Annotated in this window: 20 protein-coding genes; 7 read left to right on the top strand and 13 right to left on the bottom strand. The window is 34.8% G+C overall.

Features of this window, described 5'->3' with window-relative positions:
* Positions 1–492 precede the first annotated feature (492 nt).
* Complete coding sequence (locus tag FTRAC_RS04555) at positions 493–6639, top strand: T9SS type A sorting domain-containing protein (RefSeq protein ID WP_013453057.1); 6147 nt, start codon at positions 493–495, stop codon at positions 6637–6639.
* Between the two features lie 41 nt (positions 6640–6680).
* Positions 6681–6875: a hypothetical protein gene (locus FTRAC_RS04550; protein WP_013453056.1), complete on the top strand. Its 195-nt coding sequence runs from the start codon at positions 6681–6683 to the stop codon at positions 6873–6875.
* Between the two features lie 232 nt (positions 6876–7107).
* Here FTRAC_RS04550 and priA read toward each other — a convergent pair whose 3' ends face one another.
* From priA to pfkA, 4 genes are all read right to left on the bottom strand, one after another.
* The gene (priA, locus tag FTRAC_RS04545) at positions 7108–9630 is read right to left on the bottom strand and encodes a replication restart helicase PriA (RefSeq protein ID WP_013453055.1); all 2523 of its coding nucleotides are present in this window, start codon (positions 9628–9630) and stop codon (positions 7108–7110) included.
* Positions 9627–11654 carry a thioredoxin domain-containing protein gene (locus FTRAC_RS04540; RefSeq protein WP_013453054.1) on the bottom strand — a complete coding sequence of 676 codons (2028 nt, stop codon included), beginning with the start codon at positions 11652–11654 and terminating at the stop codon, positions 9627–9629. Before FTRAC_RS04540 ends, priA begins: the two co-directional genes overlap by 4 nt.
* Positions 11638–12627 carry a GSCFA domain-containing protein gene (locus tag FTRAC_RS04535; protein WP_013453053.1) on the bottom strand — a complete coding sequence of 330 codons (990 nt, stop codon included), beginning with the start codon at positions 12625–12627 and terminating at the stop codon, positions 11638–11640. The genes FTRAC_RS04540 and FTRAC_RS04535 overlap by 17 nt, the downstream gene beginning before the upstream one ends.
* 101 nt (positions 12628–12728) lie before the next feature.
* Positions 12729–13700 (bottom strand): 6-phosphofructokinase, encoded by a 972-nt coding sequence (gene pfkA / locus FTRAC_RS04530; RefSeq protein ID WP_013453052.1) that lies wholly within the window; start codon positions 13698–13700, stop codon positions 12729–12731.
* A gap of 179 nt (positions 13701–13879) precedes the next feature.
* On the opposite strand from pfkA, the gene FTRAC_RS04525 reads away from it, so the two are divergent.
* Positions 13880–14965 carry a DegT/DnrJ/EryC1/StrS family aminotransferase gene (locus FTRAC_RS04525; RefSeq protein WP_013453051.1) on the top strand — a complete coding sequence of 362 codons (1086 nt, stop codon included), beginning with the start codon at positions 13880–13882 and terminating at the stop codon, positions 14963–14965.
* Here FTRAC_RS04525 and FTRAC_RS04520 read toward each other — a convergent pair.
* Positions 14955–16439: a lipopolysaccharide biosynthesis protein gene (locus FTRAC_RS04520; RefSeq protein WP_013453050.1), complete on the bottom strand. Its 1485-nt coding sequence runs from the start codon at positions 16437–16439 to the stop codon at positions 14955–14957. The genes FTRAC_RS04525 and FTRAC_RS04520 overlap by 11 nt on opposite strands.
* Positions 16440–16579: 140 nt before the next feature.
* On the opposite strand from FTRAC_RS04520, the gene FTRAC_RS04515 reads away from it, so the two are divergent.
* Positions 16580–17452 carry a hydroxymethylglutaryl-CoA lyase gene (locus tag FTRAC_RS04515; RefSeq protein WP_013453049.1) on the top strand — a complete coding sequence of 291 codons (873 nt, stop codon included), beginning with the start codon at positions 16580–16582 and terminating at the stop codon, positions 17450–17452.
* Between the two features lie 165 nt (positions 17453–17617).
* Here the strand turns inward: FTRAC_RS04515 and FTRAC_RS04510 are convergent, their stop codons facing one another.
* From FTRAC_RS04510 to FTRAC_RS04490, 5 genes are all read right to left on the bottom strand, one after another.
* Positions 17618–17854 (bottom strand): hypothetical protein, encoded by a 237-nt coding sequence (locus FTRAC_RS04510; protein WP_013453048.1) that lies wholly within the window; start codon positions 17852–17854, stop codon positions 17618–17620.
* A 171-nt stretch (positions 17855–18025) separates the two neighbouring features.
* Positions 18026–18487 carry a pantetheine-phosphate adenylyltransferase gene (gene coaD / locus FTRAC_RS04505; protein ID WP_013453047.1) on the bottom strand — a complete coding sequence of 154 codons (462 nt, stop codon included), beginning with the start codon at positions 18485–18487 and terminating at the stop codon, positions 18026–18028.
* A gap of 3 nt (positions 18488–18490) precedes the next feature.
* Positions 18491–19378 carry a DUF3822 family protein gene (locus FTRAC_RS04500; protein WP_013453046.1) on the bottom strand — a complete coding sequence of 296 codons (888 nt, stop codon included), beginning with the start codon at positions 19376–19378 and terminating at the stop codon, positions 18491–18493.
* A gap of 4 nt (positions 19379–19382) precedes the next feature.
* Positions 19383–19955 carry a hypothetical protein gene (locus FTRAC_RS04495; protein ID WP_013453045.1) on the bottom strand — a complete coding sequence of 191 codons (573 nt, stop codon included), beginning with the start codon at positions 19953–19955 and terminating at the stop codon, positions 19383–19385.
* Between the two features lie 40 nt (positions 19956–19995).
* On the bottom strand, positions 19996–20502 hold the full coding sequence (locus FTRAC_RS04490) for an NUDIX domain-containing protein (RefSeq protein WP_013453044.1): 507 nt from the start codon (positions 20500–20502) through the stop codon (positions 19996–19998).
* A 40-nt stretch (positions 20503–20542) separates the two neighbouring features.
* Here FTRAC_RS04490 and FTRAC_RS04485 point away from each other — a divergent pair, with 40 nt between their 5' ends.
* The 3 genes from FTRAC_RS04485 to FTRAC_RS04475 all read left to right on the top strand — a co-directional run bounded on the left by FTRAC_RS04485 (position 20543) and on the right by FTRAC_RS04475 (position 22910).
* The gene (locus tag FTRAC_RS04485) at positions 20543–21004 is read left to right on the top strand and encodes a PaaI family thioesterase (RefSeq protein WP_013453043.1); all 462 of its coding nucleotides are present in this window, start codon (positions 20543–20545) and stop codon (positions 21002–21004) included.
* Positions 20997–22400 (top strand): ATP-dependent DNA helicase, encoded by a 1404-nt coding sequence (locus tag FTRAC_RS04480; RefSeq protein ID WP_013453042.1) that lies wholly within the window; start codon positions 20997–20999, stop codon positions 22398–22400. Before FTRAC_RS04485 ends, FTRAC_RS04480 begins: the two co-directional genes overlap by 8 nt.
* Positions 22401–22511: 111 nt before the next feature.
* Positions 22512–22910, top strand: coding sequence for a DUF1573 domain-containing protein (locus FTRAC_RS04475; protein WP_013453041.1), 399 nt, complete (start codon positions 22512–22514; stop codon positions 22908–22910).
* A 61-nt stretch (positions 22911–22971) separates the two neighbouring features.
* Here FTRAC_RS04475 and FTRAC_RS04470 read toward each other — a convergent pair whose 3' ends face one another.
* The 3 genes from FTRAC_RS04470 to FTRAC_RS04460 are packed head-to-tail and all read right to left on the bottom strand — an operon-like array spanning position 22972 to position 25106.
* Positions 22972–24042 carry a hypothetical protein gene (locus FTRAC_RS04470; protein WP_041649517.1) on the bottom strand — a complete coding sequence of 357 codons (1071 nt, stop codon included), beginning with the start codon at positions 24040–24042 and terminating at the stop codon, positions 22972–22974.
* Entirely contained in the window at positions 24017–24568 is a 552-nt protein-coding gene (locus FTRAC_RS04465) for a hypothetical protein (protein WP_013453039.1), read from the bottom strand. The genes FTRAC_RS04470 and FTRAC_RS04465 overlap by 26 nt, the downstream gene beginning before the upstream one ends.
* Positions 24525–25106: an RNA polymerase sigma factor gene (locus tag FTRAC_RS04460; protein ID WP_013453038.1), complete on the bottom strand. Its 582-nt coding sequence runs from the start codon at positions 25104–25106 to the stop codon at positions 24525–24527. Before FTRAC_RS04460 ends, FTRAC_RS04465 begins: the two co-directional genes overlap by 44 nt.
* Between the last annotated feature and the right edge of the window lie 43 nt (positions 25107–25149).

Here is a 25149-nt window from a genome sequence, read left to right as displayed (position 1 = left end):
AAGGTCAGACCAGAAAAAGATTGAATTACAAATTATATAAATACGAATAAGCTTCTCAGAGATGGGGAGCTTTTTTGGTTTTGAAGGATGTTGGAAGTGGGGTGATGGATGTGTCTTCAATTATCAATTTTTGTATTCTTCGAGAGGGGTCACCAGTTTGTTGAAACAAAAAATATGATTTAGATATAATTAATGGGGTTTAATTTGTAAAGCTATAAGTTTCACACACAAACTTGCCAACAAGCAAACTTGTCAACCTGTAAACTTCTCAACTTGCCAACCTGAAAAATCCAACCCTTTTCCAAAATCGTACGTCATTTAAACAATTTACACTTAGGTTATAGGGATTTTTAAGTATTTTTCGATTAAATGTAAGATTTTGTAGTTGGTTACTTACCTTATGTGTAATTATGTTTGTATTTTTGTAGTTAGAATAAATGAAGCTGTGTCAAAGGAGATATTTCCAAACGGTTGATTTTAATTAAATTAGATATGAAAAGATTTTTACTTTCGATATTGTTTTTTGTTGGGGTTGCGAGTGTTGGGATTGGGCAGGCTACTGGCGATTTTCAAACTCGCCAAACAGGTAACTGGAATAACTCAGATACCTGGGAAGAGTGGACTGGAAGTAGTTGGGATAACACAGCTAATACGCCAACAAGTGCTAACGGAGTAATTAGTATATTAAACACGCATACTGTTACTGTAACTGCAGCTGTTACTGTTGATCAGGCAACTGTTAACAATGGTGGTCAAATTACAATTGCTAGTGGTATTGCCTTAACAATCAATGATGGTTCAGGTGATGATATAACAGTTAACAATGGTGGGGTATTAAGAAATTTAGGGACATTTCGAACTGGTTCTGGGGGAAAGGGTGGTGCAGCAGGACAAGCCAGATTTCTAGGCATTTTCGAAAATCAAGGGTCAGTAACAAATTTTTCTAGTGCTAACTTATTTTTTGATTCAGGTTCAGTTTACGATCATCAATTCACTACAACAGAAGGGGTTGTGCCATCAGCATCATGGGATTTAAACTCAACCGTAAAAGTTACAGGTTATACTTCATTAACTATTTTAAGTTCTACTGGGAACTGGGGGCAATCTTTTGGTAATTTTGAGTGGAATACACCTAATTTAACTGCTGGGGGACAAGGGTGGTTTGATATGGATGGTTACGTTACAACTGCTAACGGTGATTTCAATGTATATAATACAGGCGGCATTATACTTTATATTACAGACTTTAATCAGTCTTTAACTTTGAATGTTGGAGGTAATGTAAATCTTGATGGAGCGAATACTTATGTTGCTTGCACATTTTCTGGTAATCCAATGACTTGGAATGTTTCTGGAAATTTTAATATAACTAATTCAGCTCTATTAGAATCTACAGATTCCCAGCCAGTTAATATTAATGTTGTTGGTGATTTTAATGTAAATACTTCAAGTAATGGGGTTAATTTATCAATTGGTTCTTCTGGAACTACAGTAGATTTGGATGGAGACTTAAATATAATCGCTGGATCAATTACTGAAACAGGAACAGGAACTAATTCAATTATTTTTGGTGGGGGGGGACTTCAAAATTTCACCAATACTGGAGGGGATTTTTCTAATTCAATTAATTTTTCTATAAATAACTCCTCAACATTAGATGTATCTACTTATTTCTTAACAGGTTCTGGTACTTTTGAAATAGGGCCTGGTTCTACTTTAGTAACAGCAAATTCAGAAGGAATCACTTCAGGAACCACAACAGGTTCAATCAGAGTTTCAGGAACAAGGACCTTTAATACAGGTTCTACAATTGAGTATAATGGCACTGCAACCCAAGCTTTAGGAAATGGCTTCCCTGCTTCTGGTGTTAATCTTACAATTAACAACACAGGTGGCGGAGTAAATATGAGTTCTGATGTTACTATTAGTTCTGGAAGGACTTTAACACTCACAGCAGGTACATTAAATATTGGAGATGGTAACCTATTAACTTTAAATGGTACAGTTTCTACCACTAGCGGAGGAATTTCCGGTGGATCACTTTCAAACTTAACAATTGGAGGTACTGGTGCATTTGGTACCCTGGGTTTTGTAGGTACTCAAGAGTTAAATGATTTCACCATCAATAGAACTTCATCAGGCTCAGTCACATTAGGTGGAGACTTAACAATAAATGGATCTTTAACTCAAACAAACGGTGATTTACTTCTAAATGGCAATAGTTTAACAATTAGTGGTGATTACACTCAATCAGCTGGTAGCTTAATTTCAAATGTAAGTTCTTCCTTAATAGTTAATGGAGCTGGAACACTTCCTACTAGTCTGTCATTTTCAGGAGATATTAATACTATTACAGTAGATAGAGCTTCAGCTACCTTAAATACAGCTGCTTCTAACTTTACGGCAACCAACCTCAACTTATATTCTGGAACACTAGATGGTACAGCCATTAGCATTGCAAATGGAGGCACTTTAGAAAGAAGAACAAATGGTTCATTGACAAATGCCTTAACAGCAGTAGGTAATTATAATTTAATTTATGATAATAGCTCAGCTATAAACACCAGTGTCGAATTACCAACTTCTGCCACCGCCATAAACAATATTGAAAAAAGAGGAACAGGTATTTTAACTGTTCAGAACGATTTTACTGTAAACGGTATTCTTACTTTTAGCAATGGTACATTTAATGCTGGCGCGAATACAATTTCGTTAAATGGTGATCTTGTTGCTAACGCAGGATCTACACTAAATAATTCTACCATAACTTTTGATGGTACGACTAATCTTACGGGCGAAAATAATCCAACATTTGGAAGTATAACAGTCAATGGTACATTTAATCCAGCAGCTAGTTTGACAGTTAATGGTGATATCACTAATAATGGTACCTTGAGTAGCTCAGCAGGTACCTTGACGATTAATGCTACGTCTCAATTAGGTGGATCAGAACCCATTACTGTTAATGATTTTACCATAGGAGGCAGCGGAGTGGTTACTGCTGATGCTGATGATGCTTTTCAGATCAATGGGAATATAACAAATAATGGTTCATTTGATGCCAACGGAGGCACTGTCATTTTTGGAGGCATTACCTCTATTTCAGGTACTGTCCCAACATTTGCTAATGTGCAAATTGAAGGTACTCTAAACAGCCCTAATTCATTAACAGCAAGTGGTAACTTTATTAATAATGGATCATTTGTTAATAATGGAGGAACTTTAAACCTTAATGGTTCTGGTAGTAGAAATATTGGCGGATCTTCTGCTTTGGCTTTAAATACACTAAATGTAAGCGGTGGAACAGTCAACAATACCAATACTGCTGGCATAACAATTGCAGATGGTATAACTATAGGAGCAAACACTACATTTGATGTTGATGGTGCAGGTTCGAATCAATTGATTTTATTATCTACTTCCTCATCTCAAGCTGCTTATGTAGGTCAGATTCCAAGTACCTCATCTATTTCAGGTAATATAACTGTTGAAAGATATTTTAGCACTGGTAGATTTTGGAGATACTTAGGTTCTCCAGTTACCAATGCAACAGTTGCAGATTGGCAAGAAGAATTTCCAATTACAGGAACTTTTGATGACCCTTCTTCTGGAACTTATGACGGATCTACATTAAATTCATCTAATCCTTCTCTTTATTATTATGATGCTGCAAATAGCACCTATGTAGCTTATCCAAGTAGTGGAACTGCTGCATCTAATTCGATTGAAAATGGAAGAGGTTATTCTCCATTTATTAGAAATAGTTCGTCAAATATTGTAGGAGCTGTGACAGGAACATTGCAACAACAATCAGCTTCTATGCCTGTTGAATATAATGGTGATCCTGCAGAATCATGGAATTTAGTGGCTAATCCATATGCTGCCCCAATTGATTGGGATGCAGCAGGCTGGACTAAAACTAATGTTGCAAATGAAGTTCATGTCCCTAAAACAGATGGTAGTTTTGCAACTTATATTGGGGGTACAGCAAGTAATGGTGGTTCTCAGTATATTGCATCAGGGCAAGCTTTTTGGGTAAGAACCGATGCGACTTCCCCAGTTTTAGAAACTGATGAATCAGTCAAAAGTGTTGGTCAAGATCCTACATACCAGCGAACTGCACCGTTGGAACTATTCCGAATTGAGATGGCTCATAATGACTTATCCGATGAAATTGTTTTAGTGCTAAGAGATGAAGCCACATTTGGTTACGATGAAGAATTTGATGCTAGTAGAAGATTGAATATTAACGGTTTTGGTTATACATTATCAACAACTGGTGATGATGGAAGGAATTTGAAAATCAACAGCATACCAAAAGTAGTGAATTCTGACTGTTCTATTTCAATCCCTGTTAATATGGAGTCAGTATCTAAAACAGGAGATTTTACTCTAGCATTTAGTCAGGTTAACAATCTGTTAAATTACTATACAGTTGATTTTATTGATAATTATGAAAATGAAATAATTTCAGTTGATTCTGATTTTCAGTATACTTATACAATTAATTCTGATGCGGAATCAAAAGCAAAAACTAGATTTAGTTTACTGCTAAATAATAAAGGAATAGGAGCTTTAAGCAATCTGACAAGTATTGAGACTTGCGCTAGCTCTGAAGCTTCTTATTTGTTAGAAGACCTCAATAAAAATCATTCCTATTCAATATATAAAGGTGATGTGAAATTATCGGAAGTGTCTAATCAGTTGCAAGCAACAATTTCGATTGCAGACTCCTTATTACAAGATGTCACAAATGCATTTGATGTTTATGGAATGGCAGGAACTTGTGATTCTGTGAAAGTAGGAACATTCACAGTGAAGACTGTTGGTAGTAACATTAATCTTGATGCCAATGTAATAGGAAGCAATATTTGCCCTGAAGCTACTTCTGGTAATTTTGAACTAAATACCGAAAATAGTGTAGATTACTATATTCTGGCTGGGAATGATACTATCCAAACTATTAAGGGTGATGGAACTATATTTACGGGTACTATTGAGTCAACATACTTAAAGGCCGGTCTTAACACATTTTCAATTTATGCTGAAAAGAACGAATGTGCTTATGGTTCTTTAAATAAGCAAATAGAAATCGAAGTTGATGATTTGGATATTGATCAAAATATAACTTTTAGTTCTAATAATTCATGTTTGAAAACTCCGGCTGATATAAGCTTTATTAGCCAATCAGGTGTTGAATATCAAATTTTTAAAGAAAATACATTAGTGACTAGTGTAATTGGAGATGGAACAGCACAAGCTGTGGAAATTCCTGAAACTAATCTATCCTTGGGCTCAAATGAATTTACAGTTATTGCCAAATATGGAGAATGTACCCAGTATGAATTTCCTGAGTCAGTAAAAATTGAAGTAGAAGAAAATATTAATGCTAATCTTAGCTTGATCACTGAGAATGTCTGTGGAGACGCTAATACTTCAATAGTAATTGAAAACGCACAATCAGGAAAGGTTTATACCCTACAACTAGCGGGCGAAAATATAAGCAGTTTAACAGCCGAACTGGATGGTGAATTAGAGTTTAATGTCAATTCAAACCAACTAGGGCAGGGGTTAAATGAATTAGATATACAAATTGAGGGTGGAAATTGCGAGCCTGTTTTATCTTCAAATCAAGCTATAATTAATGTATATGAGCAAATAAATACTGATTTAGAAGTGAAGTCTTCAAATGAATGTGCTGCTGAATTGATTAAGGTTGAAATTAGTAATCCACAGAAAGGAAAAGAATATAGATTGAAGGAAGCAGAGAATGTGATTGCTACGGCAACTGCAGATGATGAAAGTGTTTTGAAATTTAGTTTGCCTTCTGATCAATTTGGAGTTGGAAATCATACCTTAACAATTGATATTATTGATGATAATTGTGGAGTGCGTACTGCTAACCAGATAGTTGAGTTTGAATTATTTGAAGCAGCTACCATAGCGGAGATCGGAAATCAAAATGTTTGTAAAGGGGAAGCAGTCTCAATTGATCTTAGCTCAAATGTTGCCATGAATAGTTATCAGCTATTTATAGGAGAAGAATTGCATGCAGAAACCTCTTCTGCTATTTTGGAATTAGCTCCTACAGAAACAACTACGTACTCCTTGACAGGAGTTCCTGAGAATGGTTGTGGTACAAATACGGTTAACTTCACAATTGAAGTGACAGATTTAGCTACACCAGGTATTTTGGTGTCAAACAATGTATTGGAAAGTTCAGTTGAGGGAGAAGGATACCAATGGTATTTAAATAACGAGATACTACCTGATGAAACAGGAAAAATTTTAGTAGCTCAAGAATCAGGAGATTATACTGTAGAGGTCAGTAAAGCCAATTGTATAAAAACAAGTGATGCCTATACATTTAGTGAAGAGGTCTTGAATGCAAATAAGGCGCTTGCTAATGCGATTGATTTATATCCAAACCCGGTTGATGATATTTTGAATATTGACATTAAAGATATTGGAGAAATTGAAGTTATGATTTATACCTTGTCAGGTCGTTTTATGGATCAGGTGAAGTTGGATTCAAGAAATGGCCAATCTATCGATATGTCAAAATTTGCAAAAGGAACTTATTTATTACAATTGACTTCAGGACAGGGGAGTGTAACAAAAAGAATTATCAAGAAGTAATAGTTTAAATAGCTATTGCTTAAACGAATAGGGATTAAAAAATGAAAAAAATCATAAAGTCAGCTTTAATATTTAGTTTATTATTTATCGGGGCATCTACTTTGAATGCCCAGCCTGGAGACCCAGGAGGTGGAACCGATCCAGATAACCCAGTTCCTATCACAGGAATTGAATATTTGATTGCGGCAGGTGCTGCTTTTGGAGCCAAAAAGATTTATGATAAAAAGAAGAAGTGAAAAATTGATGTAAAATTTTAATTTTTTGCCATTCGAGAATTTTTTGAAAGACCTTTTTCAAAGTTAAGTGCTTTGAGGAAGGTCTTTTTATTTGCAATAGTATGACAAAGGTTTATGGTTTTTCTTATTCATATTCGACCTAGTGCCAGATGATTGAAATTGCAGACCGTTAGCCCAGTGTCTGACGGTTAGAACCGTCTCACACATAGATTCTAAACCTTCCTTAAGCTTCCTATTGCGGATCCACATCAAACACAATTCTTAACTTTCTAAATTGACTGTTTTCTTGTAATTTAGTAACAGTAGATTTTATTTGATTTTTAGTGCTTTCCAATGGATACCCTTTTTCCATTTTTATCCAGATTTCCATATGATAGATATTGCGGATTTTGGCAATCATAGGTTCGTGCGGTGCTAGCACTCTTTGATTTCCCATTTTAGACACTAAAGATTCATGCAATAATCTGGCTCCATTTCTCACTGCATCTGCTTGTGAGCCTTTTAAAACGATTTTGATTAAGCGACAAAATGGAGGATAAAAAAACGAATGTCTTTCTTTTAGCTGTAGTTCATAAAATCCTTCATAATCGTATTTCAAGAGAAAACTAAAGAGCGGATGGTTCTCCTGAAAGCTCTGAATCCATACTTTACCTTTTTTATGGCTTCTGCCAGCTCTTCCACTCACCTGAAGCATCATCTGAAATGCACGTTCATGCGCTCTGAAATCAGGATAGTACATCATTCTATCGGCATCTACTATGCCCACTAGGCTTACATTTTCAAAATCCAAGCCTTTGGTAACCATCTGAGTTCCAATCAGGATTTGTGTTTCACCACTTTCAAAAGATTCAATTATTTGCTGATATGAATATTTCTTTCGGGTGGTATCTCTGTCCATCCTTTGGATTTTTACATCCGGAAAATGCAGCTTTAAATCATCCTCTATTTTCTCTGTACCAAAGCCTTTCATTACCAAGGCAGTAGATTCACAACTCAAGCACGCACTAGGGCTTTTTTGTCTGTAGCCACAATAATGACATTTCAGCTCATGCTGATGCATGTGGTAGGTCAAGCTCACAGAGCAGTTCTCACACTCTGATATCCAGCCACAAGTTTCACATTGAAGGTAAGGAGCATAGCCTCTCCGATTCTGGAATATAATGGCTTGGTTCCCTTTATTCATTTCCGATTCAAGCGCTGCTAGCAAACTGTGACTAAAATCATCTTTGACCAGCTTCTTGGCTTTTTGCCTGCGCATATCAATTACTTCAATTTCGGGCATGCTGCCTTCGCCATACCTTTCCGTTAGAATTGAAAGACCATATTTACCAGTTTTGGCATTATAAAAGCTCTCATAGGAAGGAGTGGCTGAGCCCAAGATCAATTTAGCTTGATGGATATTAGCCAAAACCACAGCTGTATCTCTTGCATTGTAGCGTGGAGCTGGATCGTATTGTTTATAACTGCTTTCATGTTCTTCATCAACTACAATAAGCGAAAGATTATTAAAAGGCAGAAGAATGGATGAGCGAACCCCTATTACAAAATTGATGGTACCTTCAGCCACGCCTTGCCAAACTTCTACTCTTTCTGCATCTGAAAATTTGGAATGGTAAATGCCTACTTGATCACCAAATATTTTGCGAACACGCTGAATCATCTGGGTGGTAATGGCAATTTCAGGAAGAAGAAATAATGCTTGTGAACCACTATCAATCACTTCCCGAATGAGGGAGAGATAAATTTCTGTTTTACCGCTTCCTGTAACTCCATGCAAAAGAGCTACATCTTTTTCAGTGAAAATTGTATTGAGCTCATCTCTACAAGCTTCTTGAGCCGGACTTAGTGTAATCTCATGATCAAGATTTTCTTGTCTGTTGAGGTAATCTAATCGAGACGTAATGACTTCATATTCCTCAAAAATCTTATTTTTAATTAAGGTGCTGATAGAAGAAATGGAAAATTGCTCTTCCTTAAAAATGCTTTTGGCAACTCCAGTGTAATTTGAGCTTCTATCATTAAATACTGGGACTTCCTGTAAATATTTTAGAAGTACATCCAACTGCTTTGGTTTTTTGTCCAGCTGCTGCATCAGCTCATTTAGCTGTGCTTTATCTAGCCAATCTTTTTGTAGCCTTAATCTTTTCTCTGTTTTGGGTTTGTAGCGCTCCTGAACTTGCTCAATAAGCATAATAACCTGCTTTTTGAGTAAATCTTTTATTAAAACGCTAGTCTGTTTGGTATTTGTAATTTCTGCAAATTGCTGATAGGAGAGAAGCCCTTCTTTTTTAAGAAGATTTATAACAACTTCTTCTATTTGGCTAAAAATATAGGGTGATTGCTCTAATTGAAATTCCGGATTTAATTGAATTTTCGATTCGCTACTTAATTTTAGACCTGAAGGTAAGCCCACATTAAGAACTTCACCTTCAGTAGCCATATAATATTGTGCCATCCATTCAAATAGCTTGAATTGCTGTCTACTGACTACTGGGAACTCGTCCAGTATTTCCAATAAATATTTAGCTTCATAATCATTTGGAGCCTCTTGATGAATTGCACTAATAATTCCAGTAATGATTTTCTTTTTACCAAAAGGAACAATAGCTCGAATCCCAACCTGAATGTGTTCCTCATACTTTTGAGGAACTCTATAGGTGAAAGTTTTAGGGATGGGGACAGGCAGTAAAACCTGCACAAAATAGGTTTTCCTTAAACTATCTTCCTCAAAAGTATTCAAGCTGAGTTGGCTCATTTTCTGATTTGATCTAGGGCATCGTCCACAGAATAAACGGGTTGCTGGCAAGCATTATTTTCGCATACGTATATAGTTGTTTTAGTATTGATAATTTCTTTTCCTTTCCATACTAATTGATCCTTACTCTCTTCAGGAATAGCCATAATGAAAGTGTTGGGCAAATAATGGCTCCATAATTCCTTTTGCAATTCAGTCGCTTTAGTGCCAACTATCACAATATCGTAGCTGCGAAAAGCTTTAAGAGCATAAGCTGAAGCATAGTTAGCTAAAAACTTGGGTTCTCTCGGCAGTAGGTGCTGAATTTGTTTCAACATCTGCTCTGATATTTCAGTAAAACTGGAATTCCCTTTTAAGATACCTAACCAATGAAGATTTTCAATCATCACTGAATTGGAAGCTGGGATTACATTATCGAATATTTCTTTCTTTCTTGCTATTAATTTCTCGCTTGATTTATCGGTATAGAAAAAAAGCTTTTCTTTTTCATCATAGAAATTCTGGATAGCATAGTTGGTCAACTTTTCAGCAAAATCTAGTGCTTTAGAATCGGACGAAATCTCAAATAATGATATTGATGCTTGAATTGCTAAAGCATAGTCTTCCAAATACGCCTTAATTTTGGGTTGTTCATTTTTAAAACTTCGAAATAACTGGTTTCCATCCCAAACAAACTCGCTCAAGAAGACAAAATTATCTTGTGCTATGGCTTTGTACTTTTTATCTTGATAAGCTTTGTAAGCATCGCATATTCCTTTCATTTGCAAAGCATTCCAGCCAGTAAGGATTTTATCATCCATGGCTGGTCTCACTCGATCTTCTCTGGCGTCTAGAAGTGAATCTTTTGCTTCTATAAGTTGCGCTTTAAATTTTTCTTGATCTATTTTTTCAGCTTTACAGAAATCCTCAATTGAACTATGGCGAAATAGAATATTTCTTCCATTTTCCCAGTTTCCTTTTTCAGTTGCATTATAAAATTTTAGAATGGGTTCAGCTTTATCTCCTAGAATTTGCTCTAACTCTGTATAAGTCCAAGTGTAAAATTTCCCTTCTTCACCTTCTGAATCAGCATCCAAGGCAGAATAGAACCTACAATAAGGATCCATGATTTCCCTAGCACTAAACCTAATGCTGTCTTCAAATATTTCCTTGAAGTAAGGATTTTTAGTGAATCTAAAAGCATCGGCATATAGACTGATCAATTGCCCATTGTCATAAAGCATTTTTTCAAAATGAGGGGCAAACCATTCGGCATCTACCGAGTAACGGGCAAATCCACCACCGATCTGGTCGTAAATTCCACCATCAGCCAAAGAGGTTAAAGTGAATTCCAATGCTTTTTTAGCTTCAGGGTTTTGGCTATGGAAGGCATATTTCATTAAGAACTGCCAAATCACAGGCATAGGGAATTTAGGTGCACCCAATGTGCCACCATTGTCCCAATCTAAGAAAGACCCCAGTTTCTGATAAGCTTCAGATAATATTTTGGAGTTAAAATTTTCAGCATTCAGCGCTCCTAAGCTTAATTTTTCCCCATCAGCTGCATTTAGTGCTTGAGCAAATTTATTAGCTGATTCTTCTAATTGATTTCTACTGCTTTGGAATGCTATGGCTACTTTATCTAAAATTTCTAGCCATTTGTTTTTAGGGAAATAAGTGCCACCATAAAACGGTTTTTGGTTTGGTATCAAAAATACGTTCAAAGGCCATCCACCATGTAAGCCCATAGTTTGAATTGCATCCATATAGATTTGATCGATGTCCGGTCTTTCTTCACGATCTAATTTGATGCAAATATAGTTTTCATTCATCACCTTTGCGACTTCTTCATCTTCGAAGCTTTCATGTTCCATCACATGACACCAATGGCAAGCTGCATAGCCAATGCTCAGTATAATGGGCTTATCTTCCTTTTGTGCTTGATTTAAAGCCTCTTCACCCCAAGCTTGCCAATTTACGGGGTTGTGCGCATGTTGTAGTAAATAGGGACTGCTTTCGTGAATAAGTTTATTGACTTTTGGCATTTTCTAATTCTTTATCAACGTGATTCATTTCTTCTTCAACATTGCCCATAACGGAAAAACGTTTAAGCTTTTTCTGCAAGGCTTCCAGAAACTGGATGTGTTCTTCAGAGCCTGGGTTCATTACCCTATGGTTTAAATCGTTTTTAATGGCTTGCCATTTGTCGCAATAGGCAAAGAGTGGTTCTGAGAAAAATGTTTCTCTGAATCGCTGCCAGATAAAATTCCTTGCCATATTATTTGGATGGATCATATCTTCAGCATAAAATCTATAATCCCTTAGATCATCCATCATTAATTCAAATGCAGGGAAGTAGTAGGTCTTTTCAACTGCTTTCTTAATTTTATTTGTTGCTAATCGTAAGATAGACTTACTGAGCATATTCTCAGGAATTCCGTCTTTTATATGACGAACTGGGCTTACGGTTAAGATTATTCTTAGGGCAGGATTTTTTTCTTTGAGGTATTGTAAAGTTTCCGCTACTTCTTTCACGATATCCTCTAATTCCAGCAGTTCCTTTTGGAAGTTTTGAGATGGAAGTTTATGGCAATTCGCAATAATTTGTTGGGTTTTTTCATATCTATAGACCCAAGCGGTTCCAAAAGTTAAAATTAGTACTTTGGAGCTTTCTAGGTAATCTTTTAGTTTAGAAGTAGCTTCTCTAATACCTTCTTTTAATTCAATCAGGTTTTTCTTTCCAAAGATCGAATGTGCATCTAAATGATTATAAATATCCCTGTTTTCAATGATATGATTCTCATTTAGATCTTCTTCATTTAAAGCAGCTTTAATCAATCGCATTTGAGAAATCGGATTGTAAATGATTCCGAAAGGATTACTTAAGATATCCATTTTCATTTCTTCAAAACGGCTGCCAATATGATCTGCAAAGCAACTTCCGATTGAAGTGATCCTATCATGTGGATGGATTTTCTCTTCAGTTGGCTTAATTTCAATAGTTGTTTTTAATTCCATTTTACCCCCAATTAGATGGATTCTATTTTGTGTTCAAATTTGGATATTGCTTGTTCACTAGTAAGTAATTTGATCAGGTTTGTTTACAGTGATCAAAATAATTAGACGCTCAACACTTTAACCATGTGAATTAATTCCTGATTTAAAGGTTTGTTTTTAGTGATGCTGTCCTCAAAACTTGTATAAACCAATTTGTCATTAATAATACCAGCCATTACGTTCTTTTCACCTTTCATTAAGCCCTCTAAGGCTCCTAATCCTAATCTGCTTGCCAATATTCGATCTTGTGCACTAGGTGAACCACCTCGCTGAATATGACCTAGTATGGATACTTTAATATCTTTCTGACTAATTTGTTTTTTTACCTTCTCTGCAATCTCCATTGCGTTCCCTTCTTCATCACCCTCAGCAACCACTACAATCGATGATGTCTTGTGACGAGCCCAACCTTCCTGCAAAGTACTGATCACTTCCTTAATGCTGGTAGAGGTTTCAGGAACCATCACTAATTCAGCTCCCCCACCAATGCCCGAACGAATGGCAATATAACCAGAATCTCTACCCATTACTTCAATAAAGAAAAGACGGTTATGAGAATCAGCTGTATCACGTATTTTATCTATCGCACCTAAAGCTGTATTTACTGCAGTATCAAATCCTATGGTATAGTCGGTTCCAAATAGGTCATTATCTATGGTTCCCGGAGCACCAACTGTTGGAATTCCATATTCATCGTAGAAAATTTTTGCACCAGTAAAAGTACCATCCCCACCAATTGTGATCAAACCTTCTATTCCTAATTTCTGAAGTTCATTATAGGCCTTTTTTCGACCTTCTTTGGTTTTAAATTCTTCACTTCTGGCAGATTTTAGAATAGTACCACCTTTTTGAATAATATTACTCACCGAATGTGAATCCATTTTTACAATATCCCCTTCAATCATCCCATCATAACCTCTATATATTCCGTATATTTCCACTCCATGGTATACTGCCCCTCTAACAGCAGCTCTAAGGCATGCATTCATGCCAGGAGCATCTCCACCAGAGGTCATTATTGCTACTTTCTTCATTTATGACTTATTTTCAGGTAAAAATTTCAATCTTTGAAGTATTAATGATATTAATTCAATTTAACAATTTTTATTGCTCTAGCACTTCAAAAGCAAATTTAAAGTTGGAAAAGCGTTGCTGTTAATGCAAATAAAAATCATTATATATTTGTCCATAACTCATAATTTTAATTTACGATATGCAATTTGATTCGGTTCCATTTTTAAGATTGTCTCCACTTCGAGCTGAGGTAAAAACTGCTTTAGAAGATGTTTTAGAGAATGGTGTTTTTATGAATGGGGAAAATATTGAAGCTTTTAAATATGGATTTTCAAATTTTCTTGATCTTAATGCTATAATACCTACTGCAAACTGCACGGACGCATTAGAAATAATTTTAAGAAGTCTGGATATTCAGGAGGGTGATGAGGTAATCACTTCGGCTTTTAGTTGGTTCTCAGATGCCTCAGTCATTAAGTTAATAGGTGCAAAAGTGGTGTTTTGTGATATAGATATAAGTCATTTTGAAATAAATCTATCTGATTTAGAGCGCAGGATTACTGTTAAAACCAAAGCACTTATCTTGCCTCATTTATTCGGATTGCTTCATCCCGAAATTGACAAGATCAGCTCTATTTGTAAACAAAATAATATTGTTTTAATTGAAGATTGTGCTCAAGCCCATGGAGCCTCTTTAAATGGTAAATTGGCTGGTACATTTGGTGATGTTGCAGTTTTTAGCTTTTATCCTACCAAGAATTTAGCAGCTTTGGGCGATGCTGGAGCCATAGCCACAAACAATGGAACTTTAGCTGAAAATTGTAGTCGCTGGGCGAATCACGGTCAAGAAATCAGAAATGAGCACCTCCAATTAGGAAGAAATAGTAGGATGGATGAAATTCAAGCTGCTGTTTTATGCACTAATCTTACCTTTCTTCATTCTGATAATGAGAAAAGACAAAAGCTGGCGGGTATTTATTATGATATTTTGGCTGATACCAATTGTGCTTTACCCCATAGAGCAAATGGTCATGTTTATCATCAGTTTGTAATAAGAACTGATAGGAGGGATGAACTTCAAAAGTTTTTATTAGAGAATAATATTGAAACTGATATTCATTATCCAACCGCTCTTTCAGATATGGAAGTTTTTTATTCATTGGAAAAATTCGATCAGGCTAGTTTAGCTTCCAGAACTGTTTTATCTCTACCAATTCACCCCAATCATACTGAACTGGAAATATCGTTTGTAGCAGAAAAGATTAAAAGTTTTTTTAGAGCTTAAGCTTATCTCTAATTGGCTGAATGATTTTAGTAATTTCTTTTGAAGGTTTGAAAACCAACATCAATATACCGAAAATCACAAATGTTAGAATAGTTAAATAAGCTCCATTTAGTATTGGATTAGATAATTGAGGTAATATACTCATGATATAAAAGCATAAACCAGACAATACAATGGTTGTTAAAGTATGAATTGAAAATGGCTGAAATTGTAAAATGTAATAGATGTAAATCATTTTAATGAGGTTGAACAAAAACACTGAAGTAAAAGTCGCCAGGGCAGCCCCGGTCAAGCCATATTTAGGAATCAGCAGCACATTCAGTCCAATTGTCAATGCCGCTAAAATCAAGACAAAATAGATATTGCTTTTGTAGTGTTTGGAAGAGATAATAATTTCAGAATTAACCCCAAACCCCATATCAATTAATTTACTCAATCCGACCAAAACTACTATCCATTTTCCACTCGAATATACATCCCCTTTTGGCATAATGGCATAAATATTATCCAGATTGATTACTACTAAAATAAAGACAAAGCTTCCCAGGATCAATTGATTGATACTGCTCTGTTTATATATTTTCTTGACTTCATCTAGCCTTTCATTTTCAAAGGCATTCGCAATTATGGCATCTGACATTTGAGAAATACTTCTTTTGGGGATTTCTATTACAGTCCCCATAAAAAAGGCAATTACGTAAATAGCATTTTCTTTCAAGCCTAAAAAACCTGTTACCATTAGCTGATCAATTTGCAAAACAATTACTGCTCCAATAGCTCCAGCCATAATAAAAACCGCATATTTCATCATTTCCTTAATGAAAGGTGTTTTGAGATGGAAAATTGAGAAATTAAAATGTAGTTGACCTTTGAACAGTAAAATTACGATAAGTAGTACCAGGCTTAATGCATAAGTTGCAATTGAAAGCCTTAAAAACCATTCAAAGGAGATGATATCCAAGAAATATATGAATGCAAGTAAACTACTTAGAATTCTGAGAAAAAACTCTCTCATAAAGGTAGGGATCACTACATTGAGTTGTGCTTTGAAATAGGCTTCAAATATGGAAATATATACCATTACGGCTGCTAAAATGATGATTAGCCAATATTGATCAATTAATTCAGCAGCATTCTTTTCAAAGAATCCAAATACCCACTGATCAACTAATTGGAACAGCCCAATGAATAAAGAAATTGTAAAAAATGCCAGAATCAAAACGAAAGTAAAAAATCGTCCTGATGAGTTTGGACCTTTATTGAATCGAGGAAAATATCTCAGTGTGCTTCTTGCAAGGCCTACCTGTGCAAAAGGTGATAAAACAATAGCCATTGAGATTACGGCTTTATACAAACCCAAACCTTCCTGCCCTAAAAACTCTGGAAAGAGAAATATCATATTGACAGCACCTACTGCAACTCCAATGTAGTTGATAATTGAGGCATAAGCACTTTGTTTGATGATAACTCCCACTGTTATTTTTTATGACTAAACTGAAATTTAGTAAGATGATGTTAATAAACTGCTATAATACTTATGATTTCTCTTTAATAGAAATTCATTCCGAATAAATATTTCTTTTAGCTAAAATTCCTATTGATTAGCTTTGGCTTATGGAAACAAAAAATCAAAATATTAAACTCATAGAATGTCCTAGAGATGCCATGCAAGGCTTGCATGACTTTATACCAACACAGGATAAAATCAAATACTTGAATCAGTTGTTAAAAGTAGGTTTTGATACTATTGATGCTGGAAGTTTTGTTTCGCCTAAGGCCATTCCGCAGATGAAGGATAGTGCCGAAGTTTTTGATAAGATAGATTGGCAGAATTCTACTTCTAAACTTTTGGCAATTATTGCTAATCAAAGAGGAGCCTCAGACGCAGTAAAGTTTGAACAGATTGCTTATTTAGGATATCCTCTTTCTTTGTCTGAAACCTTTCAACAGCGTAATACGAAGCGCTCCATTACTACTGCAATGGAAGATTTAAAGGAAATACAAGAGTTGACAATTGCTAAAGATAAAACTTTGGTCGTGTATCTTTCCATGGGTTTTGGAAATCCTTACGGTGATCCTTATGATGCAGGGTTTGTCCAAGAATTCGTAGAAAAGCTTGAAAAAATGGGGGTAAAGATTATTTCACTTTCTGATACGATAGGTGTTTCCAATGCTCAAAATATTTCATGGATTTTTAATCAGCTGATTTCTCAATATCCAGATATTGAGTTTGGTGCGCATTTACACAGTAATCCCGCTACAATATTGGAAAAAGTAGAAGCAGCTTATTCGGCTGGCTGTAGAAGATTTGATGGGGCTATTAAAGGATTTGGCGGATGTCCAATGGCGGAAGATGATTTGGTTGGAAATATGGTGACAGAAGATATGGTGGCTTATTTTAATAAAGAAAATATTGAATTGGGGATTAATCAGGAAGCGTTTATTGAAGCTCAAAAAATGGCTTTGGAGGTTTTTCCTGCTAGGTAAGCTGAATTTTCGACTCGCCCCATTTTTAGGTGTTTGTTTTCACCTAAAAGCGATGTGATCTTTATGAAATGAAAGCTGTGTTGAAAACACCAAAGCGAGGAGAAAAGCAATTATAAATAGCTTAATAAAAAATGGGTGGTAATTAATTTTACACACCCATTTTTATTAGTAATCGCCTAAATCTTTTCTAAGATCGTCATCATCAAAATCGAAATCACCATCTCCATCATCCTCATCTTCCAAATTGTCATCGATTTTAAATCGCCAAGTGCCTTCATCCTCGTCATCACTTAATTTGATGTCGTCTGTATCGTCATCAAAAAAATCATCTTCGAGCTCATCGTAATCCTTGTCATCGTATTCGTCAAACTGTGCGAAATCCGATGGTTCATTAAGTGCCATTTTTTAATAATTTTTATATGACGAAATCTAACGTATTTTTAAATAAGTTGTATGACCTTAATGTGAAATTATTTTGAAATATTTTTTCCTTAATTTATTGATGTCTTCATTTCTGTTGATGAAATTCTTATAAGCAATAATTAAGAAGTTTGTAATTGAACAGTAGATTTACTATTCAATTGTATAGGGGAGAAATTCATCTACATTACCACGAAATTTATGCACCTCGCGTATGATAGTAGAACTAATAGCGGCATATTCTGGCGCAGTAATTAGAAAGACAGATTCTAAGCCTTCATTTAAGTATTTGTTTACTTGAGCAATACTATTTTCGTACTCAAAATCTGTAGTGTTTCTCAAACCCCTTAGCAAGAATCCTGCACCGAGGTCTTTTGCCAAGTTTGAAGTTAGTTTATTGTAAACTATAATGGAGACTTTGGACTCATTTTGGAACGTTTCTTCAAGCTTATTGACCATTAAATCAATATCGAAATATCTGTTTTGTTTTTTTGAATTATAGCCAATTGCAATAACTATTTCGTCAAAAATCTTAAGCCCTCTCTGTACAATGTCGTGATGTCCTTTTGTAAATGGGTCAAAGGATCCAGGGAAGATAGCTATTCTTTTAGGCATAATTCAGAGATTGAAGTAATTTCCAAAGACATCAAAATATTGATGTTCAGCAATTTCATCAAATTTAAAGCCAAAGTTTAGTTTTTTAGTCCTGCTACCCATCGTCAATGCAGGAAAGTCTTTTTTCAATGCATTAAAATGGGAAGAGTCTTTTTTAATGTAGCCCCAAAGATTTATTACACCTTCTTTCTTGAGAATTTTAAACTCGTTACAAATTAAATTAATGTAACGTGTATATTCTTCGAATTTTTGAATTTTGAAGGAATTAAAATAGAGCAATTTACCATTGTTGGTGACTGCGGCATGAAGATAGAATCTGTCAATGTACAATGACAACTCGTTTTCGTTAGCAAAGGGAGGATTATACAAAACAGCATTTACCAACATACCACTTTGGTGCGTCACTTTTATTTTGCTGTTCACATAAATGGATCGGACGAATTTTAAGACCTCCTTTTGATAAGTGAAAATATTAACGGAGTTGTTGCTGTTTACTTTATAGTATCCTACCGATTCATCCTTGTGAACTTCGCAGTTCATTTTAAGTATTGCCCTGGCGTTATCTTTCGAAAAATAGGAAAGTGGTGCTAAGCAATACTTTGGTGTTTTAAAACACAATATTACCTCTTTCCAAAATCCTACCATCAATAAATGATGAGAATCAAAAAGTGCCTTAAGTACTTGCACTTTCTGATGCTCATCTGCAGTTTTATTCAAACTATAATCTTCAAGGATTAAAACCCTATTTGATTTAATATCAATAATAGATACTTGAAGGTCACGGTCTCCTATCTCTAAAATTAAGCAATATTGCTCAATTTTGTCAATAGAGAATTTGTCATCCTTAACCTTCCTGATAGGTTTGTATACTTTCTCTTTTGTTATATCCAAAATATTATTCCCAGTTTCCTGATGTTGTAACTTCTGATCTAGAACCTACTCTAAGTGCTTTTTCGTTATCATCCTCTCGTCTCTTAGGGTTGATAGGATCCGGATCTTTAACTTCAAAAACATCTACTCTTACAGAACCTTTAATAATCTTGTCTGCAAAAATTTCAAATTTCGTTTTTGTACCTGGTTTGTATGGTAAATTACTCAGGTTGAAATCCGGTATATCAGCATATAAGGAATCATATACAGGAATAGTTCCTAAAGTGTCGATATTTATTACAACACTATCACCACCGTATTCTCTTGGAATAATCGTCTCTGATCTTTCAGTTAAATAAAATTCACCTGTATCAATAAAATTAATCAATTTGTCCCAATCACTTGTGTATTGACCATTTACTCTTTGGTAAGCAATCATACCCGAACGAATTTGCTTTAATTTATTAATTACTCGAGCTTCTTCTCGCTTAATCTTTTTTTCTTGTTGAATATCATAGGCAATGCTGTCTACAAAAAAGTACCCAATTACGATTGCTATTACGAAGAAAACTATTGATAAAATCTTTGTTTTACTCATCTTTTTATTTTTTTCTCTATTTAGAAATTATTTTAAAACGCTATTTTATGGAATTATTCACAAATTTAAAATATCCTTTAAGATTTAAAACTTCTTGGGGTTTATTTATTCCAATAAACATATTGTGCAAGTAGTCGTTTTCTGTGTTTTTTAATTTTTTTTCATCGAAAAATGCTAAATCACTTAAAATTTGTTGATTTCCCATTTCAGGATCATTGCCCAATTTAAGAATTCCTCCGGTTTTTTTTACCTTAAAAAATAATTCTATGGCGTGAATCTTATAATTTATGAATTCATTCATAAATAACATCTCATCTACTCTTATATTCAAGCCTGTTTCCTCAAGAAATTCTCTTTTTAAATTTTCTTCTGCATTTTCGCCAAATTCCATTCCGCCACCAGGAGGTGACCATAAATACTCCATCTTTCCAACACCCTCATGCTTTAAAAGTAAAATTTTGTTGTCCTCTATTAAGATTCCTCCAACTCTGACTCTTACTTTCCCTCCAAATTTTTGATTGACACTTTCCCTTGCATTTGCCGCCATCAATATGCTTATATTTGTGAATTATTTGAAATTACACAAAATGCAGGAAAAAACAGCAACAAACGACTTTAAGTTAAGGGTAGAGAAATTTTTAGAACGTCAGGAGTTTATGAAGCATATTGGCTTCGATTTGTCGGTTATAGAAGAAGGTAAAACTGAAGGATGGCTTGACATACAAAAAATACATAAACAACAAAAGGGACTAGTACACGGTGGAGTTACAGCTACTATAGCTGATATTGTGGCAGGTTTTGCCGCTTACACAACGGTTCCGATGGATTGTCATGTAGTCACTGCCGAAATCAAGGTTTCTTATTTTAAGGCTGGTATGGGTGAAAAATTGCATGCGATTGGTTATGTGATCAAAAGAGGAAGAAAATTGAACTTTTGTGAATCCGAGATTTGGTCGGTTGAAGGTGAAAAACGTAATTTGATTGCAAAGGCAACCACAACTATGGCGGTTATTACCCCAGAAGACATCAATCATAAAATGAATGCCTAGTGCTTCTAATATTATAAGGTCAAAATTCCCTTTTGAGCCTACGCCTGGACAGTCACAGTTCTTCAAGGCATTAGATCCCTTTTTTGAACTAGATGATACAGATAGACCTATTTTACTTTTAAAGGGGTATGCAGGTACTGGAAAAACCACTATTGTGAGTGCTTTAGTGAAATTCTTGCCATTATTTAATTATAAATATGTTTTGATGGCTCCAACTGGAAGGGCTGCCAAAGTGATGAGCAATTACTCAAAAAGATTAGCGCTGACAATCCATAAGAAAATCTATCGTCAAACTTCTGAGGTCGGCAGCGGAGAGCCTAATTTTTCCTTGCAAAAAAATTATCATGAAAAAACACTTTTTATTGTTGATGAAGCCAGTATGCTTTCTGATGAAAAGGGGTTTGGTAATAGCAGTTTACTTGATGATATAATCAATTACGTATTCCAGAACAAGGGTAATAGAATTTTATTTATTGGAGATGATGCCCAGCTGCCACCTGTTGGAAAATTGACTAGTGCAGGTCTGGATGCTAATTTTCTAAAAAGTAATTATCGTTCTGAAGTTATTGAGACTGTTTTGACGGAGGTTATGCGTCAGGCACAAAACTCAGGAATACTTTACAATGCTACCGTACTAAGAGGGGAGCTTTCTAAAAAAGAATTTAATATTCACTTTACAACCAATTCCTATAAGGATATTTTCAGAATGACAGGGGAGAGGTTGGAAGATGGTTTGCGTTATGCTTATGACAAATATGGTATTGAAAATACGGTAATCATTTGCAGATCAAATAAAATGGCTGTCCAATACAATGAATATATAAGAAGACAGATTCATTTTATGGAAGGGGAATTGGAAGCTGGGGATTTTTTGATGATTGTTAAAAATAATTATGTCTATCAAACTGAAGATACTCCAGGAGGATTTTTAGCTAATGGTGATTTTATGGAGGTGGTTAAAGTCATCAATTTTGAAGAAATGTATGGACTGCGGTTTGCAGATCTGGAAATCAGATTGACAGATTATGAAGACCATCCGAATCTGCAAGTAAAAGTGATTTTGGATACGCTACATTCAACTGGTCCATCTTTGAATAATGATGAGTACAGAGCGCTATATAATCACGTTGCAGAGGATTACATGGATTTGGAAACCAAAGCAGAACGAAAAGCAGCAATAAAAAAGGATCCGTACCTAAATGCGCTACAAATAAAGTTTGCTTATGCATTGACTTGTCATAAGTCGCAAGGAGGTCAATGGAAATCTGTATTTGTTGATCAAGGCTATTTAACAGATGAAATGTTGAATAAAGAATATATCCGATGGCTTTATACCGCAATCACCCGATCAACGGATGAGCTATTTTTGGTCAATTTTCACTCTAAATTTTTTTAACATGCGTTTTAACTAAACTGAGTCACTTTTTCATTTCTTAATAGGATTTATGGTATAATTTTTCTTGAATTTTCGTAACTTTACTCATCGTTTAAAACAAATATTTCAATTATGAAAAAGGCAATATTATTTTTCGCATCGTTTTTTATCCTAGGTACTGCATTAGCACAAAGTACAGAAAGCACTAATGGTCCTGAAATCACATTTGAAGAAAAAAACCACGACTTTGGTGATATTACCCAAGGGGATGTGGTAGAACATGTTTTTAAGTTTGAAAATACCGGAAAGCAACCTTTAATAATTTCAAATGTAAAAACCACTTGTGGTTGTACAGCTCCAAGTTATCCGAAAGGGGAAGCTATAGCTCCAGGAGCGACTGGTGAAATAACTGTAAAATTTAATAGTAGAGGCAAAATGGGAAGGCAAAATAAAGTTATTCGAATTGTCTCAAATATAGGAGAAGAAAGAAGTATTAGAATTACTACCAATGTCTTACCAAAAGATTCTTAATAGAAACTTAGCGTAAAGTTTTTAAAGGCTGTTTCAATTCATTTGAAACAGCCTTTTTTTATTAATCTGCAATGATGGTGCATCCGCCATAATTTGTCCTGATCTTCAGGATGGTTTTTATATTGTTGGGTTGATCTCCAATGGTGCCAGTGTATTCTTCATCAGACATGTCCTTGATTTTCTTGCTAAAATTAAAGCTGGCGCCTTCTGTTTTTAATTTCCCAAATGAGTGTTTAGTATCAAACCCTAGGTTAGCACCTTCCTCAATTTTAATTTCAGCTTTAGAAAATTCAGTATCAAGCTCGAATGACTGGATATCCTTGCTGATAGATTTTATTTCAATTGTTCCACTTGCATATTCAGCATCCAATTTGAAATTATCATACAATTTATCGATTGTGATTTCAGTGAATTCTGATATTCCATTATAGTTAGACACAGTACCAATTAGTAGTTTTCCATATTCTATATCAAAACTGATAGTTTTAATATTTTCAATTTCAAATTTTGAAAACTCTGCCGTTAGTTCTAATTCTTTAGCATCTGTTAAAGAAAATGCATCAACATATTCCATTTCAAAAATACCTTTTGTAATGCTTTCAATTTCACCTTTTCCAAACTCATGCTTTAAGTATAATTCACCTAAAGTGCCAGCTGTTAAATTACCATACTCTAGGTTAATATTCGTTTTTCCCGAATAATCAGTCATGAATATATTTCCAAACTCATTGTTCAAGTTTAATGGATGACCATCGGGCAGATTTATTTCGTAATTTATTTTGAATGATTTTTTACGAAATGAGGAAGAGTTATGCGATTTCAGATTCGTTTTTATTGAAATAGTGCTTGACGTTTCATTCGTTTTCAAATCAATCTTATCCAAGATTTTTTTGGATTCTTGTTCATCATAGCCTTCCACATCAAGAGAAATTTTCACTGCTATTGTGTTTTTATCCCAAGTTGCCACGGTTATATTTCCGAAGTTATTTGAAATTTCCAACTCAGTAGATTTACTAGCTGGCGAGAATGACTTATTCAAAATTTCATATTGTGCATTTTGGGCATATGAAATCTGGCTGTAGAATAAACATACAGCAATTATTATTTTAGATAGATATTTCATTGTTTTCATTTTTATCGTTTTGACTATATTCCTGTATATCTTGCAAGATGCTCAGTTGTTGTTCGAGGACTTCGATTTGCGTTTGTAAATTCTGAATCATGGCATTCACTAGCTGCGGATGCCCGCCTTGTTTTTTCACTTTAGCTTTTAATTCCTCATATTTTTTATTTAGGGATTTTAAATCCGTATTTACTTCTATATTTTTTTCTGCCGAAATATGGTTGACCAGTATAGTCTTTTCTTCGATATTTTGCTGGTAATAGGATTCGATTTCTGAATAAGGCTTATTATTAACTGATAGGCTCTCTAGTTCATTGATTTTGTCAGTTAATTGTGCTCTATCATAAATCAACCATGCTAATGAAAGTATAAGCACGATTGATGCAGCCATCATCCATATGGAGCGGCTATTGCTTTTTTTCGTAGATATTTTTGATTCTATTTTGCTCCAGCTGTTCTCTGGATTGAATCCTGAATCAAAATCGTTTCTATTATCCTTGATAAATTGCTCCAATTTGTCTGTTACCTTCCTCATAATGCTTTATGAATTCTTTTATTTTCTTTTTGGCTCTGTGAAATTGAGATTTAGAAGTATTTTCTGAAATTGAGAGAATTTCTGCAATCTCTTGATGTTCATATCCTTCAAATAAATACAAACTGGCCACTGTTCTAAATCCTGATGGAAGATTATGAATTGCTTTTTTAATTATGTCAACTCTCAAATCAATATCTTCCCAATCTATTTCGTCTTCTTCTGGGGTATTTTCATCTCCTAGTACATCCATTTCCCATTTGTTTTCTTTTCTTAAGAAATCCAATGCTTGGTTAATCACTATTTTTTTCAACCAAGCGCCAAATGTTGCCTGAAAATCGAATTGATTGATTTTGTAATAAGCTTTAATAAAGGCTTCTTGTGTAATATCCTCTGCTTCGTCTTTATTTTTTATGATTCTCAAAGCAATATTGAACATTGATTTCGCATAAAGCATATATAATTGCTTATAAGCTCTCTGGTCGCCATTTTTACAGCTGATTATCAAATCCTGATGAATGTATATACTATTCTTTTCCAATCTTCTTAAATCTATATCAAAGACTCAGGAATTCTTGAGTAGT

Source organism: Marivirga tractuosa DSM 4126 (assembly GCF_000183425.1).
Classification (GTDB): Bacteria; Bacteroidota; Bacteroidia; order Cytophagales; family Cyclobacteriaceae; genus Marivirga; species Marivirga tractuosa.
The sequence above is the reverse complement of the archived record's forward strand: the minus strand, read 5'-3'. Positions and strand labels throughout refer to the sequence as shown.

Bases quoted from the DNA above. Each gene is read 5' to 3' on its own strand.
- FTRAC_RS04535 (WP_013453053.1), bottom strand. From the start codon at position 12,627: ATGGAATTAAAAACAACTATTGAAATTAAGCCAACTGAAGAGAAAATC.
- FTRAC_RS04555 (WP_013453057.1), top strand. From the start codon at position 493: ATGAAAAGATTTTTACTTTCGATATTGTTTTTTGTTGGGGTTGCGAGT.
- FTRAC_RS04510 (WP_013453048.1), bottom strand. From the start codon at position 17,854: ATGGCACTTAATGAACCATCGGATTTCGCACAGTTTGACGAATACGAT.
- FTRAC_RS04480 (WP_013453042.1), top strand. From the start codon at position 20,997: ATGCCTAGTGCTTCTAATATTATAAGGTCAAAATTCCCTTTTGAGCCT.
- coaD (WP_013453047.1), bottom strand. From the start codon at position 18,487: ATGCCTAAAAGAATAGCTATCTTCCCTGGATCCTTTGACCCATTTACA.
- FTRAC_RS04525 (WP_013453051.1), top strand. From the start codon at position 13,880: ATGCAATTTGATTCGGTTCCATTTTTAAGATTGTCTCCACTTCGAGCT.
- pfkA (WP_013453052.1), bottom strand. From the start codon at position 13,700: ATGAAGAAAGTAGCAATAATGACCTCTGGTGGAGATGCTCCTGGCATG.
- FTRAC_RS04475 (WP_013453041.1), top strand. From the start codon at position 22,512: ATGAAAAAGGCAATATTATTTTTCGCATCGTTTTTTATCCTAGGTACT.
- FTRAC_RS04485 (WP_013453043.1), top strand. From the start codon at position 20,543: ATGCAGGAAAAAACAGCAACAAACGACTTTAAGTTAAGGGTAGAGAAA.
- FTRAC_RS04465 (WP_013453039.1), bottom strand. From the start codon at position 24,568: ATGAGGAAGGTAACAGACAAATTGGAGCAATTTATCAAGGATAATAGA.
- FTRAC_RS04515 (WP_013453049.1), top strand. From the start codon at position 16,580: ATGGAAACAAAAAATCAAAATATTAAACTCATAGAATGTCCTAGAGAT.
- FTRAC_RS04470 (WP_041649517.1), bottom strand. From the start codon at position 24,042: ATGAAAACAATGAAATATCTATCTAAAATAATAATTGCTGTATGTTTA.
- FTRAC_RS04495 (WP_013453045.1), bottom strand. From the start codon at position 19,955: ATGAGTAAAACAAAGATTTTATCAATAGTTTTCTTCGTAATAGCAATC.
- FTRAC_RS04490 (WP_013453044.1), bottom strand. From the start codon at position 20,502: ATGGCGGCAAATGCAAGGGAAAGTGTCAATCAAAAATTTGGAGGGAAA.
- priA (WP_013453055.1), bottom strand. From the start codon at position 9,630: ATGAGCCAACTCAGCTTGAATACTTTTGAGGAAGATAGTTTAAGGAAA.
- FTRAC_RS04550 (WP_013453056.1), top strand. From the start codon at position 6,681: ATGAAAAAAATCATAAAGTCAGCTTTAATATTTAGTTTATTATTTATC.
- FTRAC_RS04540 (WP_013453054.1), bottom strand. From the start codon at position 11,654: ATGCCAAAAGTCAATAAACTTATTCACGAAAGCAGTCCCTATTTACTA.